The following is a 17,039-nucleotide window of genomic DNA, read 5'->3' as shown; positions in this document are numbered from 1 at the left end:
TCCCGGTCCGCGCCAATGACCTTGAACTTTGCGGGAGTTCAGCCGTAAATGTCCGCTTTCCACCCCGGGCGTGCGGGGCGGGGGAGCCGTTTGTCCGCCACTCCGGCTCGTGTTGAAATTCCAGCTACCCCGTGCACCCGAGCGGGTCGCGGCCCGTCGGGGGGTAGCCGCCGGATAGATCCATGGCCGCCAGTCGGTCGAGAGGTTGTTGTCGAGTGAGGCGTAAGCAGCCAGTCACCCAGCAGCGGCGCTCAGAGCCCCGCCAGCAGGAACCGGGAAGCGGCCAGACCACCGGTCAGTTCTCCGCGTTCACCGCGGCCGAGGACCGCGGCGAGCCGCAGCGCCCCGCCCCGGCCGTGGAGTCGGCCGAGCGGCCCGGCGGCGCCAAGGAGGCCCCGCAGCGCGGCACCACCGGCCGGGCCGATTTCCTGTCCCCGCTGAACTGGCGGGTGCCGACCCGTCTGGTCGCCATCCTGGTGATCCCCGTGGTGATCGCGCTGGTCTTCGGCGGCCTGCGCGTCAACACCTCGCTGGACGACTACACCCAGGCCGACCGCGCGGTGCGCATCGCGAAGGTGGCGAGCGCCGCGACCAAGCTGGCCGACGCGCTGGAACAGGAGCGCGACGAGAGCCTGGTGCCGCTGCTCACCGGCCAGGGCGACCAGGGCGAGGTGAAGAAGCTCCGCGACCGGACCGACCAGGCGCTGGCCGACTACCGCGCCAGCTTCGCCAAGATCAAGGACGACGCGACGGTCGCGCGCCGCAACGCGCAGTTCGAGTCGATGGTCGAGTCGCTGCCGCACCTGCGGAAGAACGCCTACAGCCAGGAGCTGTTCGCGACCGCGACCGCCAACGCGTACTCGATGATGTTCGCGCCGCTGCTGGCGATGGACAACTCCGTCGGCTTCGGCTCCTCCAACGTCACCTCCAAGGGCCGCGCGATCTACGCGATGTCGCTGGCCAAGGCCTCCGCCTCGACCCAGCGCGCGCTGATGCTGCACCTGCTGGTCGGCCTCGGCGTCGGCGGCGTGGACGGCCACGAGGGCCAGGACCTGATCCAGGCCCTGATGGTCGCCAACAAGCTGGAGCAGACCGCCCGCGACGAGTTCAACACGGCCTCCAGCGGCGAAGAGGTGAAGGTCTACTCGGACGCCGAGGTCGCCCAGGCCACCGCCGACCAGCGCCTGCCGCTGCGCATGCCGGACGGCCACACCATGCCCACCATGAGCTCGCTGCTGATGGTCGGCATGTCCTACGCCGGTCAGCTGGCCACCGCCGCCTCCGACCGCGACGCCGCCGCCCGGATCATCAACGCGGCCGGCACCGACGGCCTGACCCGCCCGCTGTGGGACCAGGCCACCAAGAGCCACATGAGCGCGCTGCGCTCGGCCGAGGGCCAGCTGCTCGACCAGGTCGTCGCCGACGCCCAGAACATCAAGGACCGGGCGTTCACCGACTGGGTCCTCAACTCGCTGATCGTGATCGCCTCGCTGGTGCTGGCCGGTCTGCTCACCGGCTACATCGCCCGCTCGATGATCCTCGGCATGCGGACCCTGAACACCGCCGCGCTCGACATCGCCAACCACCGCCTGCCCGAGCTGGTCGACAAGCTGTCCAAGACCGACCCGGAGCGGGTCGACACCGCGGTCAGCCCGATCCCGCTGTGGGGCAAGGACGAGATCGGCGAGGTCGCCCGCGCCTTCGACCAGGTCCACCAGCAGGCGGTCTCGCTGGCCGCCGAGCAGGCGCTGCTGCGGGGCAACGTCAACGCGATCTTCACCAACCTGTCGCGCCGCAGCCAGGGCCTGATCCAGCGTCAGCTGGCGCTGATCACCGACCTGGAGAACAACGAGGCCGACCCGGACCAGCTGGAGAACCTCTTCAAGCTGGACCACCTGGCCACCCGCATGCGCCGCAACGGCGAGAACCTCCTCGTCCTCGCGGGCGAGGAGCCCGGCCGCCGCTGGAGCACGCCCGTCCCGCTGGTCGACGTGCTGCGCGCCGCCGCCTCCGAGGTGGAGCACTACGAGCGCATCGAGCTGGCCGGCATCCCCGAGGCCGACGTGGTCGGCCCGGCCGTGACCGACCTCGTCCACCTGCTCGCCGAGCTGCTGGAGAACGCCACCTCGTTCTCCTCCCCGCAGACCCGGGTGCTGGTCAACGCGACCAGCCTGCCGGACGGCCGGGTGCTGATCGAGATCCACGACAAGGGCATCGGCCTGACCGCCGAGGACTTCGCCGAGATCAACGAGAAGCTCGCCGAGCCGCCCACCGTCGACGCGACCATCTCCCGCCGGATGGGCCTGTTCGTGGTCGGCCGGCTGTCCCAGCGGCACGACATCCGCGTGCAGCTGCGCCCCTCGGGCGAGTCGGCCGGCACCACCTCGCTGGTGATGCTGCCCCAGCAGCTCACCCAGCTGGCCCGGATACCGGAGCCGCAGGCCGAGGAGTTCACCGTCTCGCGGATCTTCTCCGAGCAGGAGCCCTCCACCGAGTGGGCCTTCGACGGGCAGGACCGCACCGCCGCCGAACTCGGCTTCGACGACCACCTGTCCGCCCGCGGCGTGGCCGGCGGCCCCGGCTTCTCCCCCGCGCTGGAGTCCATGCAGCGCTCCCAGCGCCTGGAGGAGCGCCGCCGGGCGGCCCTGGAGGCCGGCCCGAGCGCCGCCGTCGAGGAGCCGATGGAGGCGGAGCTCCTGGAGTCGCCGTACGGCTCCGAGGGCTACCCCGCCGAGAACGGCTACCAGGCCCCGTACGCGGACGACTACCGCCGTCCGGAGTCCGACCCCTTCACGGCCCCCTACGAGCCGCAGCAGGCCGCCCAGGACGACTCCTACGGCTACCAGGACGGCACCGGCTACGGCCGTGACCCGTACACGCCCGCCGAGCGCTACCAGGACGACCCGTTCCAGCCCGAGCAGTACCCGGCCCCGTACGCGCCGGCCGGCCACCAGGACGACTCCTGGACCGGCGGGCAGCAGTACGGCGACGAGTACCAGCAGCCGTACGCCGCGGGCCGGTTCGGCGAGCAGCAGTACGACGGGGAGCAGTACCCGGAGGCGCAGTACGCCGACGAGTACCAGCAGGAGTACGGCTACGAGGAGCCGGCCGGGCACCCGTACCCGGCGGAGGAGCTGCCGGCGCTGCCGCCGGCCGCCCCCGCGGGCGGGACGACCGGCGCCGGACTGCCGCAGCGCCGGCCCGGCCAGCAGCTGGCCGGTGCGGGCGGCGGGCAGGGCACCGAGAGCCCGAACTGGTTCACCGGCGCGAAGGACACCTCGGCGCCGGTGGAGGCCCGCGGCCACGACGTGTCGGCGCTCGGCGGCTACGGCCCGACCGGTCCGACCGCGGCCCCCAGCGAGTGGGAGTCGCCCAACGACGGTGACTGGCAGCGCGCGGAGAAGCTCCGCGAGCCCTCCAGCGCGGGCACGACCCCGTCGGGTCTGCCGCGCCGGGTGCCGCGGCAGAACCTGGTGCCGGGCAACGCCAAGCCCACCCCGCAGGAAGGACCGCAGGTCTCCCGCGACCCGAACGAGGTCCGCGGCCGCCTGACCAACCTGCGCCGCGGCGTCGAGCAGGGCCGCCAGGCCGGCGGCGACTCCGGTACCACCGGCACTTTCCGGATCGACCCCGACCAGGGGGCGTACGGTGATGGACCGCACAACAGCAGCACCGATCTCTTCGGCGGCTCGAACCAGCAGGAGCGTTGAGTTGACCCAGATGAGCCAGGCCGCACAGAACCTGAACTGGCTGATCACCAATTTCGTGGACAACACCCCCGGGGTGTCCCACACCGTGGTGGTCTCCGCCGACGGTCTGCTGCTGTGCATGTCGGAGGGCTTCCCCCGGGACCGTGCCGACCAGCTCGCCGCCGTCGCCTCCGGACTGACCTCGCTGACCTCCGGCGCGAGCCGCATCTTCGAGGGCGGCGACGTGACCCAGACCGTGGTCGAGATGGAGCGGGGCTTCCTGTTCCTGATGGCGATCAGCGACGGCTCCGCCCTCGCGGTGCTCGCCTCGCCGGACTCCGACATCGGTCTCGTCGGCTACGAGATGGCCCTCCTGGTGGACCGCGCAGGCGCGGTCCTGACGCCCGCTCTGCGGGCCGAACTCCAGGGCAGTCTCCTGCACTGACGGTTCGTCGGATACCGTCCTGGTATTCGAAAGACCTCATTGCCCGTCCCGAGGTCGCTTCGGCGGCCTCGGGACCGGGCGTTGTACGGCCTTCGCACCACCGGCCCCGGCGCTCCTCGGCGACGCGGCCAGCTACGCACCGCCGCACCCCTTTGAGGAGATGAACCGTGACACCGCCCGACCACAGTGGCCAGTTCGGCGTCCCGTACGCGGGCTCCGGCCACGACGCTTTCGGGGCTCCCGGCGTCGGCCACGGTCAGCAGCAGCAGTACGCGCCACAGTTCGACGGTGGCCAGCCGTACCTGCCCCCGCAGTCCGACCCGCGCTGGTACCAGCAGCAGCAGGGCGGGTACGGCCAGGCCTACCCCGGTCCGGAGTCGTTCCCGCAGGACCCCGCCGACCTGCCGCACCGCTACGAGGCGCCGCACGTCGAACAGCCTTACGAGGACGACGAGTTCGACGAGCACGAGGACTCCGGCCCGCTGATCCGGCCGTTCGCCATGACCGGCGGACGGACCCGGCCGCGCTACGAACTCGCCCTGGAGGCACTGGTCTCCGCGTCGGTCGACCAGGCCCGGCTGGCCACGCTGCTGCCCGAACACCAGCGGATCTGCTCGCTGTGCGCCTCCGACGTCAAGTCGGTGGCGGAGATCTCCGCCCTGCTCGGCCTCCCCCTGGGGGTGGCCCGCATTCTCGTGGCGGACCTGGCCGAGGCCGGCCTGGTCGCCATCCACCAGCCCGCAGCCGGCGGTGAATCCGGCAACCAGCCCGACGTCACGCTGCTCGAAAGGGTCCTCAGTGGACTTCGCAAGCTCTAACGCGGCCGCCCCCAGCCGCGCCACCACCTCCGCCAAGATCGTCGTCGCGGGCGGATTCGGCGTGGGCAAGACGACGCTCGTCGGCGCGGTCTCCGAGATCAACCCCCTGCGCACCGAAGCCGTCATGACCTCGGCCTCCGCCGGCATCGACGACCTCAGCCACGTCTCCGGCAAGACCACCACCACCGTCGCCATGGACTTCGGCCGCATCACCCTCGACGAAGACCTCATCCTCTACCTGTTCGGCACCCCCGGACAGGACCGCTTCTGGTTCATGTGGGACGACCTCGTCCGCGGCGCCATCGGCGCCGTCGTCCTCGTCGACACCCGCCGCCTCGCCGACTGCTTCCCCGCCCTCGACTACTTCGAGAACAGCGGACTCCCCTTCGTCGTCGCCCTCAACGGCTTCGACGGACACCAGCCCCACACCGCCGACGAAGTCCGCGAAGCACTCCAACTCAACGCCGACATCCCCATCATCACCCTCGACGCCCGACGCCGGGACAGCGCCAAGAGCGCACTCATCACCCTCGTCGAACACGCCCTCCTCGCCCGCCTGCGCTGACGAGACGGGGCATGGCCACGCCATAAAGGGGCGTGCGGAGCCTTCCGCACGCCCCTTGGGCACTTCCGCGCACCAACCGCCGCTACGGCTGCTGATCGGCCCTCAGCAGGCCGTAGGTGTAGGCGTCCTCCAGCGCCACCCAGGACGCCGCGATCACGTTGTCCGCGACGCCGACCGTCGACCAGGTCGCGGTGCCGTCGGTGGACTCGATCAGCACCCGGGTCTTCGACCCCGTGCCGTGCTGACCCTCCAGGATGCGGACCTTGTAGTCCACCAACTCCAGCTTCGCCAGCGGCGGGTAGATCCGCTCCAGGGCCGCCCGCAGCGCCTTGTCCAGCGCGTCGACCGGACCGTTGCCCTCGCCGGTGGCAACCTTCCGCTCGCCCTTCGCCCACAGCTTCACGGTGGCCTCGTTGCCCGCCCGGCCCTCCGGGCCCTGCTCGCTGATGGTCCGCCAGGACTCCAGCTCGAAGAACCGCAGCCGCTCGCCGCCGTTCACCTCGTCGCGCAGCAGCAGCTCGAACGAGGCGTCCGCCGCCTCGTAGGTGTAGCCCAGGTTCTCCTGCGCCTTCACCCGGGCCACCACCCGGCCCGCCAGGTCCCGGTCGCTGGACAGGTCGTAGCCCAGCTCCTTGCCCTTCAGCTCGATCGACGCCCGGCCCGCCATGTCGGACACCAGCATCCGCATGGTGTTGCCGACCAGCTCCGGGTCGATGTGCTGGTACAGGTCCGGGTCCACCTTGATCGCGGACGCGTGCAGGCCCGCCTTGTGCGCGAACGCCGAGAAGCCCACGTACGGCTGGTGGGTGGACGGCGTCAGGTTCACCACCTCGGCGACGGCGTGCGAGATCCGGGTCATCTCGGCGAGGCTGCCGGCCGGCAGCACCCGGCGGTCGTACTTCAGCTCCAGCGCCGCCGTCACCGGGAACAGGTTGGCGTTGCCGACCCGCTCGCCGTAGCCGTTCGCGGTGCACTGCACGTGCGTGGCGCCCGCGTCCACCGCGGCCAGCGTGTTGGCGACCGCGCAGCCGGTGTCGTCCTGGGCGTGGATGCCGAGCCGGGCGCCGGTCTCCGCCAGCACCGCGGCGACGATCTCGCGCACGCCGGACGGCAGCATCCCGCCGTTGGTGTCGCACAGCACGACGACGTCCGCGCCGGCCCCGTGCGCGGCCCGCACCACGGCGAGCGCGTACTCCGGGTTCGCCTTGTAGCCGTCGAAGAAGTGCTCGCAGTCGATGAACACCCGGCGGCCCCGGGAGCGCAGGAACTCCACGCTGTCCCGGACCATCTCCAGGTTCTCCTCCAGCGTGGTGCGCAGCGCCAGCTCCACGTGCCGGTCGTGGGACTTCGCCACCAGCGTCACCACCGGCGCGCCGGACGCCACCAGCGCCGCCAGCTGCGGGTCCTCGGCGGCCTTCCCGCCGGCCCGGCGGGTCGCCCCGAACGCCACCAACTGGGCGTTCTTCAGCTCCAGTTCGGCCTGCGCGCGGGCGAAGAACTCGGTGTCGCGGGGGTTGGCGCCGGGCCAGCCGCCCTCGATGAAACCGACTCCGAACTCGTCCAGGTGCCGTGCGATGGCGAGCTTGTCCGCCACCGTGAGGTTGATGCCCTCGCGCTGGGCGCCGTCGCGGAGCGTGGTGTCGAAGACGTGGAAGCCGTCGTGCGGACGGCTGTTGGCCTCGGTCATGGCCCTGGGTTCTCCGTTCGGTGGAGTTTCTGCGTTTTGGCCGGGATCGTGATCCGGCTCCACTGTCCAGCATCCCGCGCGCGCCCCCGGTGTCTCCGGGCCCCTCGTGAGGGCCCGGGCCGGTCCGGGACAAAACAAAAGACCCCTCGCGGGTGCGAGAGGTCTGCGCGCGGGTCTGGACGCTGGTGGTCGCTCCGCGGTCAGGGTGTTGCCACGGAAGCGGTCACTGCGGACCGGCGCGCCTGCTGCTAATAATCAGCGAAAGCGAGGACACCCTCGCAGTCTTGCACACGGTCCGCGATCCGACAGACCCGTCTCGCCATCCGGAACGGGCGCGCCCCGTGCGGACGCACCCGTCGGCCGGCGGCGTCAGACGATCTTGTGGAGCCAGTGGTGGGTGTCCGGGCGCTGGCCGCCCTGGATGGCGAGGAGGGCCTCGCGGAGCTGCATGGTGATGGGGCCGGGCTCGCCGTTGGCGACGGTCCAGTCGGCGGCGGCGGACTTGACGTGGCCGACGGGGGTGATGACGGCGGCGGTGCCGCAGGCGAAGACCTCGGTGATGGTGCCGTCGGCGTTGCCCTGCTTCCACTCCTCGGTGGAGATCTTGCGCTCCTCGGAGCGGTAGCCGAGGTCGTCGGCCAGGGTGAGCAGCGAGTCGCGGGTGATGCCGGGGAGCAGCGCGCCGGAGAGCTCCGGGGTGACGACGGTGGCGTTCTCGCCCTCGCCGACGACGAAGTAGAGGTTCATGCCTCCCATCTCCTCGACCCACTTGTGCTCGGCCGCGTCCAGCCAGACCACCTGGTCGCAGCCCTTGGCGGCGGCCTCGGCCTGGGCGACCAGCGAGGCCGCGTAGTTGCCGGCGCACTTCGCGGCGCCGGTGCCGCCCGGCGCGGCGCGCACGTAGTCCTCGGAGAGCCAGACCGAGACCGGCTTGACGCCACCGGGGAAGTACGCGCCGGCCGGCGAAGCGATGACCATGAACAGGTAGGAGTTGGCGGGGCGGACGCCCAGCGCGGCCTCGGTGGCGAACATGAACGGCCGCAGGTAGAGGCTCTGCTCGGCCTGGTTCGGCACCCACGCCTGGTCCTGCTGGACCAGCAGTTCGACGGCCTCGACGAAGGTCTCGACGGGCAGTTCGGGCATGGCGAGGCGGCGGGCGGAGGCCTGGAAGCGCTCGGCGTTGGCCTCGGGGCGGAAGGTCGCGATGGAGCCGTCGGCCTGGCGGTAGGCCTTCAGGCCCTCGAAGATCGCCTGGCCGTAGTGCAGGGTCATGTTGGCCGGGTCGATCTCCAGCGGCGCGTACGGCGTGAGCTGGGCGTCGTGCCAGCCGCGGCCCTCGGTCCAGCGGATGGTCACCATGTGGTCGGTGAAGATCCGGCCGAAGCCGGGGTCGGCCAGTCGGGCCTCGCGCTCCGCGTCGGGCAGCGCGTGCGCGGAGGGCTTGAGGTCGAACGTGATGGGCGCCTGGGTGGGCGTGCTCATGGCTGTCTGTCCTTCACCGTGGGGTTTGGCTGGGCCACCGCCGGGCGGAGGAACGCATGACGGCACGGCCCACTGTCGATACTCGCATCCAGAGGGCCGTGCCGAACAGCCGGGAGGCTGTACGTCTATGAACCGGCCCGTCGGCCGGAATTGTGGTCCGGCAGGTCAGCCCGATACTCGGGCGGCGAGCGCGTCGCCGACCTCGGTGGTCGGGCGGGCGCCGGCGCGCTCGGCGAGGTCCGCGGCGACCGCGGCCTCGACCTGGGCGGCCTCGGCGGCGAAGCCGAGGTGCTCCAGCAGCATGGCGACCGAGAGCACGGTGGCGGTCGGGTCGGCCTTGCCCTGGCCGGCGATGTCCGGGGCGGAGCCGTGCACCGGCTCGAACATCGACGGGAACTCGCCGCTCGGGTTGATGTTGCCGGACGCGGCCAGGCCGATGCCGCCGGTGACGGCCGCGGCGAGGTCGGTCAGGATGTCGCCGAACAGGTTGTCGGTGACGATCACGTCGAAGCGCTCGGGCTGGGTGACGAAGAAGATCGTCGCCGCGTCCACGTGCAGGTAGTCGGTGGTGACCTCGGGGAACTCCCGGCCGACCTGCTCGAAGATCCGGGTCCACAGGTGGCCGGCGTGCACCAGCACGTTGTTCTTGTGAACCAGCGTCAGCTTCTTGCGCGGGCGGGCCTGGGCGCGCCGGTAGGCGTCCCGGACGACCCGCTCGATGCCGAACGCGGTGTTCAGGCTGACCTCGGTGGCGACCTCCTGCGGGGTGCCGGTGCGCAGCGTGCCGCCGTTGCCGACGTACGGGCCCTCGGTGCCCTCGCGGACCACCACGAAGTCGATCTCCGGCTGTCCGGCCAGCGGCGACTTCACGCCCGGGAACAGCTTGCCGGGGCGGAGGTTGATGTGGTGGTCGAAGGCGAACCGCAGCTTGAGCAGCAGCCCGCGCTCCAGCACGCCGGACGGCACGCTCGGGTCGCCGATCGCGCCGAGCAGGATCGCGTCCTGGCCCTTCAGCTCCTCCAGCACCGCGTCCGGAAGGGTCTCCCCGGTCCGGTGGTACAGCCGTGCCCCGAGGTCGTACTCGGTGCTCTCCAGCTTCACGTCGGAGGGCAGCGCGGCGCGGAGCACCTTGAGCCCTTCGGCAACGACCTCCTGGCCGATGCCGTCACCCGGGATCACAGCGAGACGAATGGTGCGAGACATGCTTCGGACAGTACAACCGTCCCAGGCCCTGAGCACGCACCGTCCACGATCCGGACGCGCCGTCAGCTCAGCTCGACGTCGACCGGGAACGGGTGCTCGACCTTGAGGCGGTCGTGGAAGATCCCGGTGGGGGTGTACCGGTTCGTCGCCGGGTCCAACTCGTAGGTGTAGACGACGGGTCGGCCGTCGACGTTCTCCACCCGCCAGAAGTAGCGGATCCCGGCGGCGGCGTACTTGCGGGGTTTGATCTCACGGTCGCGGGTCTGCGACTCGTCGGAGACCACTTCGGCCACCAGCAGGACGTCGGTCGGCAGGCTGAAGGTCTGACGCTGGCCGGTGTTCCCTTCCTCGGCGACCACCATGAGATCCGGCTCCGGTCGATTGCGCGCGTCGATCCTGACCGACATCTCGCGCAGGACCTCCCAGCCCGGGGGGACGGCGGCGACCAGCACGTTCTCGAGGATGCGCAGGACGCGCATGTGGAACCTCATCTGCGGACTAACGAAAACCAGGCTCCCGTCGATCAGCTCGGTGTGCGGCGGGAGGTCCGGCAGTCGGTCCAGGTCGTCGGCGGTGTAGCCGCCGACCGGCGGGCGGAGCCAGTCCGGGTACGGGTCGACACTCATCAGTGCTCCCATGGTCGGGATTCTGGCCTGTGCTGCCAGGCTACCGGGCGGCTTCCCGGGCGGGGTCACCCTTCGGGGTGAGCAGCTGGACGCGCTGCCCCACCGGGTTGAGGTGGTGGATGAGGAGGGGGTTCGGGAGCGCGGTGTGGAAGGTCTCGCCGGGGGTGGCGGGGTGCAGGACGGGGGTGGGGCGGGTGAGGTCGAGGGGGTAGGGGCCGAGGGTGGAGAGGGCGTCGGCCGGGTCCTGGGTGGGGGCGGTCCAGAGGGTGTAGTGGAGGTTCGTCGCCGCGGGGAGGGCGGAGAGGCGGACCGGGAGCAGGACGGTGTCGGAGTCCAGCAGGGCGGTGTCGGTGTCGCCCCAGTGGCCGTTGAGGGGCTGGACGTCGAGCTCGGCGCCGGTGCGGGCGTCGAGGGTGCGGGCGATCAGCACGTCGCTGCCGCGGAGGCGGTCGGCGACGACGGTGGCGTCGGGGGTGCCGTCGCCGTCGAGGTCGAGCGAGGCGCGGACGCCGTAGCTCGCGGCGGGGGTGGCGGCGGGGGCCCAGAGGACGGCGGCGAGGTGGAGCATGCCGTGCTCGTCGACGGCGGCGGCCGCGTACCGGAGGTCGGCGGCGCGGTCGGCGGGGTCGTCCGCGCAGGGGCCGTCGGCGGGGCAGTCGGGCCACCGTTCGCCGGCGCCGCCGGGTTGCAGGACGCTGAGCAGGTCGGGGCGGGTGCCGCCGGTGACGGCGAAGGTCGCGGGGGTGCCGAGGGCGGTGGCGTCGGTGGCGGGGCGCGGGGCGGCGAACAGCGGGACGCGCAGTGCGGGGTCGGCGGGGTCGGCGGGGGTGAGGGTGAGGCGGCCGGAGAGTTCGCCGCGGTAGGTGCGGGCGTGGCCGGCCTGGAGCAGGTCGAGGGTGGGGTCGGGGGCGCGGCCGAGGCCGTGCGCGAGGCGGAGCGTGACGGTGACGGTGGCGGTGCCGTGCGGCGGCAGTTCGACCCGTTCGGGCGAGAGCGCGAACCGTGCGCCGGGCACCTCGGTGGATCCGGAGTAGCCGGTGCGGTAGGAGAGTTGACGGTCGGTCAGGTTGCGCACCTCGACCTCGCGGCTGGCTTCGTACCGGCCGGTGGCCTCGACCACGCCGAAGGAGACGCCGACCGCGCCGTCCAGCTGGGTGGCGTACGCGAGGGCAGGGGTGCGGACGGCGGCGTCGGCCCTGGCCCGGCCGCTGCCGGTGCGTTCGGGGCCGTAGACCGGGCCGGTGCGGTCGTCGTGCAGGTAGGTGTCGGTGGCGGTGTTCATCAGCGCGGCCTTGGTGTCGGCGGCGCTCCAGTCGGGGTGCGCGGAGCGGACCAGCGCGGCGAGCCCGGCCAGGTGCGGGGTGGCCATCGAGGTGCCGTCCTCGCGCATGCCGCCGCTGCCGGTGCCGGCCTTCGCGGACCAGATGGTCTCGCCGGGCGCGGCCAGGTCGGGCTTGACGATGCCGTCGACGCCGATGCCGCGGGAGGTGAAGGAGGTGAGGGTGTCGGTGCGTCGCGGCTGGTCCTGCGGGACGGCGCCGTGCAGGGCGTTGCCGGGGGCGGCCAGCCGGACCGTCACGGGGCCGTCCTGGGTGGCCGTCAGCAGCCGGTCGCCGTCGGCGCGGGCCAGGATCGCGGCGGGGATCCGGTCGTCGCCGGCGATCTCGCCGAGGTTGTCGCCGTCGGCGGCGTACAGTGCGCCGATCGCTCCGGCGTCGGCGGCGTGGTCGGCGCGCGGGGCGGAGCCGCAGGCCCGGTCAGAGTCCTTGGTGGTCCAGCGCAGGACGGCGATCCGTCCGCGCAGCCGGTCGGCGTCGGCCGGCGAGAAGGGGTCGCAGCCGTCCAGGTCCTCGGCGGGGGCGGCGAGTTCGCCGCTGACGGCGGCGGTGTCCCACTGCGTGTACTTGCTGCTCCAGTGCGCGGGGACGGTGCCGGCGAGGGCGGCGGGGGCGAGCACGGTGATGCCGTCGGCGTCGCCGTGCGGGTCGACGGAGGCGGCGGCGGTGAGGACCCGGGCGGCGCTGCCGGGGCTGCCGCCGATGCCGTACACGTCGCCCTCGTTGCCGGCGGCGGCGACCACCACGGAGCCGAGCGCGGCGAGCCGGTCGGCGGCGAGGGCGTCGGCGTCGCCGGGGCGGCCGAAGGCGCTGCCGAGCGAGAGGTTGACCACGTCGAGCCGGTCGGTGAGGTCGCCGTCGCCGTTCGGGTCGGCGGCGAGGTCGAGGGCGGCGGCGAGCTGGTCGGTGGAGCCGTGGCAGCCGAACACCTTGATGGCGTACAGCTGGGCGCCGGGGGCCGCGCCGGGGGCGACCCGGAAGGCGGCGGGGTCGAGTCCGGGCCGGTAGGGGCCGCGGTAGGGCCTGCCGTCGGCGGTGACGCCGAGGCCGGCGGCGGTGCCGGCGACGTGGGTGCCGTGGCCGTTGGCGGCGCAGTCGAGCGGGTTGTCGTCGGGGTGCGGTTCGGGCTGGTAGTCCTCGGCGGCCGGGTCGGGGTCGTAGTCGTCGCCGACCAGGTCCTTGCCGCCGATGACCTTGGCGTTGGGGAACAGCCCGGCGGGTGCGGGCCCGGCGCCGTCGACGGCGCGGTAGGCCTCGGGGGTGCCGGGGCCGCCGAAGTCGGCGTGGGTGTAGTCGATGCCGGAGTCGACGATGCCGATCCGGACGCCTTCGCCGGTGTGGCCCTCGGGCCCGTCCCAGACGGCGGGGGCGCCGGTGAGCGGCACCGAGTGCCCGTTGGCGCGCCGCTTGGGCGTGACGGGGTGGACGGCGCGGAGGCCGGGGAGGCCGGTCAGCCGCGGGAGTTCGTCGGCGGGCAGCCGGACGGCGAGCCCGCCGATCAGGGTGCGGGTGCGGTACAGCGGGCGGGCGTCGGGGACGGCGCGGTGCAGGGCGGCGGTGAGGGTGTCCAGCGAGCGGTCGGCGGCGGCGCGCCCCGCGGTGCCGGCGGCGGCCGCGGCGCGCCGGGTCTGCTCGGGGGTGCGGCGGTCGCGCCGGGCGTCGTCCTGGGCGCGCCGCCAGGCGGTGGCGGCGGGCTCGGTGTCGAGTTCCAGCAGGACGGTGGTGGTCGGCCGGTGCGGCCCGGCGGGCGGGGCGGCCGTCGCGGGGGCGGCCGGGGCGAGCAGGGCGAGGGCGGCGAGGAGGCCGGGGGCGGTGCGCACCGACCCAACCTAGGAGCCGCCGCCGGGCCGGGCGGGGATCTCCACCGACGGGTGACGGTAAGTCACCCGCCTGGCGCAGCAGTGGAGTTGGCCGGGCTCAGTGCTCGGCGGGGCCGCCGTTGTCGCGGCGGTCGAGGGCGCGCTGCAGGGCGGCGGCGGCGCGCGGGTCGGCCTGGGCGCGGCGGCGCCGGCGCTGGACGGCGGCGGCGGTGGCGGGCGTGGTGGGGGCGGTGGTGCGGTCTGCGACGAAAGGCATACCGGGCTCCTTGGTGCGGGGGCGCAGCAGCGCGCGGGAGGGTGGTGAGCGAGGGGTACGCCGGCAGGGGTCGCCTGCCGCACCGCGTACGTGCACACGGGCCACGCGCCCCGGCGTTGCGGGGGTGGCGCACCGTATGACTACTCCACAGTACGACGGGCGGGCGGCGCTGTCGCCGAATTACTTGGATTTCCTAGTATCTGAGACGACGGCGGCCATCGGGTATGCGAACGGCCCTTCCGCCTCAAGGTCGGAAGGGCCGTTCGGGTGGTGCTGAGGGGGTGTCAGCCGAGGTTCACCGAACGGGCGAAGCGGGCGCCGATGGCACCGGCGATGTCGTTCAGGACGTCCTGCGACACCTCGGTGTCCACGGTGATCGAGGCGAGCGCGCTGTCGCCGTCGCGGGCCACCTGCATGCCGGCGATGTTGATGCCGGCGTCGCCGAGGATCCGGCCGAGGGTGCCGACCACGCCGGGGCGGTCCTCGTAGTGGAAGAAGGCCATGTGGTCGGTGAGCGCGACGTCCACGTCGAAGCCGTCCACGCCGACGATCTTCTGGGTCTGCTTGTGGCCGGAGAGGGTGCCGGAGATCGACACCTCCGAGCCGTCCGCCAGGGTGCCGCGGACGGTGATCACGTTGCGGTGCTCGGGCGACTCGCTGGAGGTGGTCAGCCGGACCTCGACGCCGCGCTCCTGGGCGAACAGCGGGGCGTTGACGTAGGACACCGTCTCGGCCACCACGTCCTCGAACACGCCCTTCAGCGCGGAGAGTTCGAGTACCTTCACGTCGTGCTGGGTGATCTCGCCGCGGACCTCGACGTCGAGCCGGACGGCGACCTCGCCGGCCAGCGCGGTGAAGATCCGGCCGAGCTTCTCGGCGAGCGGCAGGCCCGGGCGCACGTCCTCGGCGATCACGCCGCCCTGGACGTTGACGGCGTCCGGCACCAGCTCGCCGGCCAGCGCGAGGCGCACCGACTTGGCGACCGCGATGCCGGCCTTCTCCTGCGCCTCGTCGGTGGAGGCGCCCAGGTGCGGGGTGGCCACCACGTTGTCGAGGGCGAACAGCGGCGAGTCGGTGCACGGCTCCTTGGCGTACACGTCGAGGCCGGCGCCGGCGACCCGGCCCTCCTGCAGGGCGCGCAGCAGCGCGTCCTCGTCGACGATGCCGCCGCGGGCCGCGTTGACGATCCGCACGCTCGGCTTGACCTTGTGCAGCGCCTCGTCGCCGATCAGGCCGATGGTCTCCGGGGTCTTCGGCAGGTGCACGGTGATGAAGTCCGAGACCTCCAGCAGCTCTTCGAGCGAGAGCAGCTTGACGCCCATCTGGGCCGCGCGGGCGGCCTGGATGTAGGGGTCGTAGGCGACGATCTTCATGCCGAACGCGGACATCCGCTGCGCGACCAGGACGCCGATCCGGCCGAGGCCGACCACGCCGAGGGTCTTCTCGCTGAGCTCGACGCCGGTGTACTTGTTGCGCTTCCACTCGCCGCCCTTGAGCGCGGCGTTGGCGGGCGCGATGTTGCGGGCGACCGAGATCAGCAGGCCGCAGGCGAGTTCGGCGGCGGTGACGATGTTGGAGGTCGGCGCGTTGACGACCATCACGCCGGCCTTGGTGGAGGCGGCGACGTCGACGTTGTCCAGGCCGACGCCGGCGCGGGCGACGACCTTGAGCTTCTTGGCGGCGGCCAGCGCCTCGGCGTCGACCTTGGTGGCCGAGCGGATCAGGATGGCGTCCACGTCCGCGATCGCGGTCAGCAGTTCGGCGCGGTCGGCGCCGTTGCAGTGCCGGATCTCGAAGTCGGGGCCCAGCGCGTCGACGGTGGCGGGCGAGAGCTCTTCAGCGATCAGAACGACAGCGCTTTTAGGTGTCACAGTGCTCACGACAGTGTGTCCTTAACTGTCCGGTTCACCCCGCCACACGGAGGTGGCGTGCACAGGGCGGGGGAAGGTGGCATGTCGCGTAGCTAGACGCACGACGCTGTGGGCCTGACGCGTATTCGGGAGTCTATCGGCGGGCCGCCGGGGGGACTGCTCCCGTCCGGCGAAATCACCCGGACGGGAACAGCCTTGTTGTACAAGCGCGGTGAGGCGGATCAGGCCTCCTGGTCCACCCAGGACATCAGCTTGCGCAGCTTCTTGCCGGTGGTCTCCAGCAGGTGGTCGGCGTCCGCGTTCTTGTACTCGTTGTACTTCGGCAGGCCGGCCTTGTACTCGGCGATCCAGGTGTTGGCGAAGGTGCCGTCCTGGATCTCGGCGAGGACCTTCTTCATCTCGGCCTTGGTGTCGGCGGTGATGATGCGGGGGCCGGTCACGTAGTCGCCCCACTCGGCGGTCTCGGAGACCGACCAGCGCATCTTCTCCAGGCCGCCCTCGTACATCAGGTCGACGATCAGCTTCAGCTCGTGGAGGCACTCGAAGTAGGCGATCTCGGGCTGGTAGCCCGCCTCGACCAGGGTCTCGAAGCCGGCCTTGACCAGGGCGGCGGTGCCGCCGCAGAGGACGGCCTGCTCGCCGAACAGGTCGGTCTCGGTCTCCTCGGTGAAGGTGGTCTTGATGACGCCGGCCTTGGTGCCGCCGATGCCCTTGGCGTAGGACAGCGCCAGGTCGAAGGCCTTGCCGGTGGCGTCCTGCTCGACGGCCACGATGCACGGGACGCCGCGGCCCTCCTGGTACTGGCGGCGGACCAGGTGGCCCGGGCCCTTCGGGGCGACCATGCAGACGTCGACGTCGGCCGGCGGCTGGATGAAGCCGAACCGGATGTTCAGGCCGTGGCCGAAGAACAGGGCGTCGCCCGCCTTCAGGTTCGGCTCGATGGCCTCCTTGTAGACGTCGGCCTGGATCGGGTCCGGCACCAGGATCATGATGACGTCGGCCTCGGCCGCGGCCTCGGACGGGGTGACCACGCGCAGGCCGGCCTCGGCGGCGGCGGCGCGGGACTTGGAGCCCTCCAGCAGGCCGACGCGGACGTCCACGCCCGAGTCGCGCAGCGACAGCGCGTGGGCGTGGCCCTGGCTGCCGTAGCCGATGACCGCGACCTTGCGGCCCTGGATGATGGACAGGTCGGCGTCGTCTTCGTAGAACAGCTCGGCCACGGGGGCACATCTCCTTGCGT

Annotated in this window: 12 protein-coding genes; 4 read left to right on the top strand and 8 right to left on the bottom strand. The window is 72.4% G+C overall.

Annotated elements, in window-relative coordinates; all coding sequences use genetic code 11:
* Positions 1-215: 215 nt before the first annotated feature.
* The 4 genes from KCH_RS24330 to KCH_RS24315 all read left to right on the top strand — a co-directional run bounded on the left by KCH_RS24330 (position 216) and on the right by KCH_RS24315 (position 5,517).
* Positions 216-3,710, top strand: coding sequence for a nitrate- and nitrite sensing domain-containing protein (locus KCH_RS24330; protein ID WP_051653408.1), 3,495 nt, complete (start codon positions 216-218; stop codon positions 3,708-3,710).
* A 10-nt stretch (positions 3,711-3,720) separates the two neighbouring features.
* Entirely contained in the window at positions 3,721-4,134 is a 414-nt protein-coding gene (locus KCH_RS24325) for a roadblock/LC7 domain-containing protein (RefSeq protein ID WP_035873526.1), read from the top strand.
* A gap of 167 nt (positions 4,135-4,301) precedes the next feature.
* Positions 4,302-4,952, top strand: coding sequence for a DUF742 domain-containing protein (locus KCH_RS39975; RefSeq protein WP_084223901.1), 651 nt, complete (start codon positions 4,302-4,304; stop codon positions 4,950-4,952).
* On the top strand, positions 4,933-5,517 hold the full coding sequence (locus KCH_RS24315) for a GTP-binding protein (protein WP_035866431.1): 585 nt from the start codon (positions 4,933-4,935) through the stop codon (positions 5,515-5,517). Before KCH_RS39975 ends, KCH_RS24315 begins: the two co-directional genes overlap by 20 nt.
* Positions 5,518-5,599: 82 nt before the next feature.
* Here the strand turns inward: KCH_RS24315 and cimA are convergent, their stop codons facing one another.
* From cimA to ilvC, 8 genes are all read right to left on the bottom strand, one after another.
* Positions 5,600-7,204, bottom strand: coding sequence for a citramalate synthase (gene cimA / locus KCH_RS24310; RefSeq protein ID WP_035866428.1), 1,605 nt, complete (start codon positions 7,202-7,204; stop codon positions 5,600-5,602).
* 369 nt (positions 7,205-7,573) lie between these two features.
* A complete protein-coding gene (locus KCH_RS24305) occupies positions 7,574-8,686 on the bottom strand; it encodes a branched-chain amino acid aminotransferase (protein ID WP_035866426.1) in 1,113 nt (370 codons plus the stop codon).
* Between the two features lie 165 nt (positions 8,687-8,851).
* Positions 8,852-9,889 (bottom strand): 3-isopropylmalate dehydrogenase, encoded by a 1,038-nt coding sequence (locus KCH_RS24300; protein ID WP_035866423.1) that lies wholly within the window; start codon positions 9,887-9,889, stop codon positions 8,852-8,854.
* A 62-nt stretch (positions 9,890-9,951) separates the two neighbouring features.
* Positions 9,952-10,527 carry a Uma2 family endonuclease gene (locus tag KCH_RS24295; protein ID WP_035866421.1) on the bottom strand — a complete coding sequence of 192 codons (576 nt, stop codon included), beginning with the start codon at positions 10,525-10,527 and terminating at the stop codon, positions 9,952-9,954.
* Between the two features lie 28 nt (positions 10,528-10,555).
* Positions 10,556-13,672: a S8 family peptidase gene (locus KCH_RS46150; RefSeq protein WP_051653407.1), complete on the bottom strand. Its 3,117-nt coding sequence runs from the start codon at positions 13,670-13,672 to the stop codon at positions 10,556-10,558.
* A 97-nt stretch (positions 13,673-13,769) separates the two neighbouring features.
* A complete protein-coding gene (locus KCH_RS42665; protein WP_167574110.1) occupies positions 13,770-13,928 on the bottom strand; it encodes a hypothetical protein in 159 nt (52 codons plus the stop codon).
* Between the two features lie 284 nt (positions 13,929-14,212).
* Positions 14,213-15,799 carry a phosphoglycerate dehydrogenase gene (serA, locus tag KCH_RS24285; RefSeq protein WP_035866418.1) on the bottom strand — a complete coding sequence of 529 codons (1,587 nt, stop codon included), beginning with the start codon at positions 15,797-15,799 and terminating at the stop codon, positions 14,213-14,215.
* Between the two features lie 221 nt (positions 15,800-16,020).
* Entirely contained in the window at positions 16,021-17,019 is a 999-nt protein-coding gene (gene ilvC / locus KCH_RS24280; RefSeq protein WP_035866415.1) for a ketol-acid reductoisomerase, read from the bottom strand.
* Positions 17,020-17,039 lie beyond the last annotated feature (20 nt).

The organism is Kitasatospora cheerisanensis KCTC 2395 (genome assembly GCF_000696185.1).
GTDB lineage: Bacteria > Actinomycetota > Actinomycetes > Streptomycetales > Streptomycetaceae > Kitasatospora > Kitasatospora cheerisanensis.
This window is presented reverse-complemented; position numbering and strand designations above follow the sequence as displayed.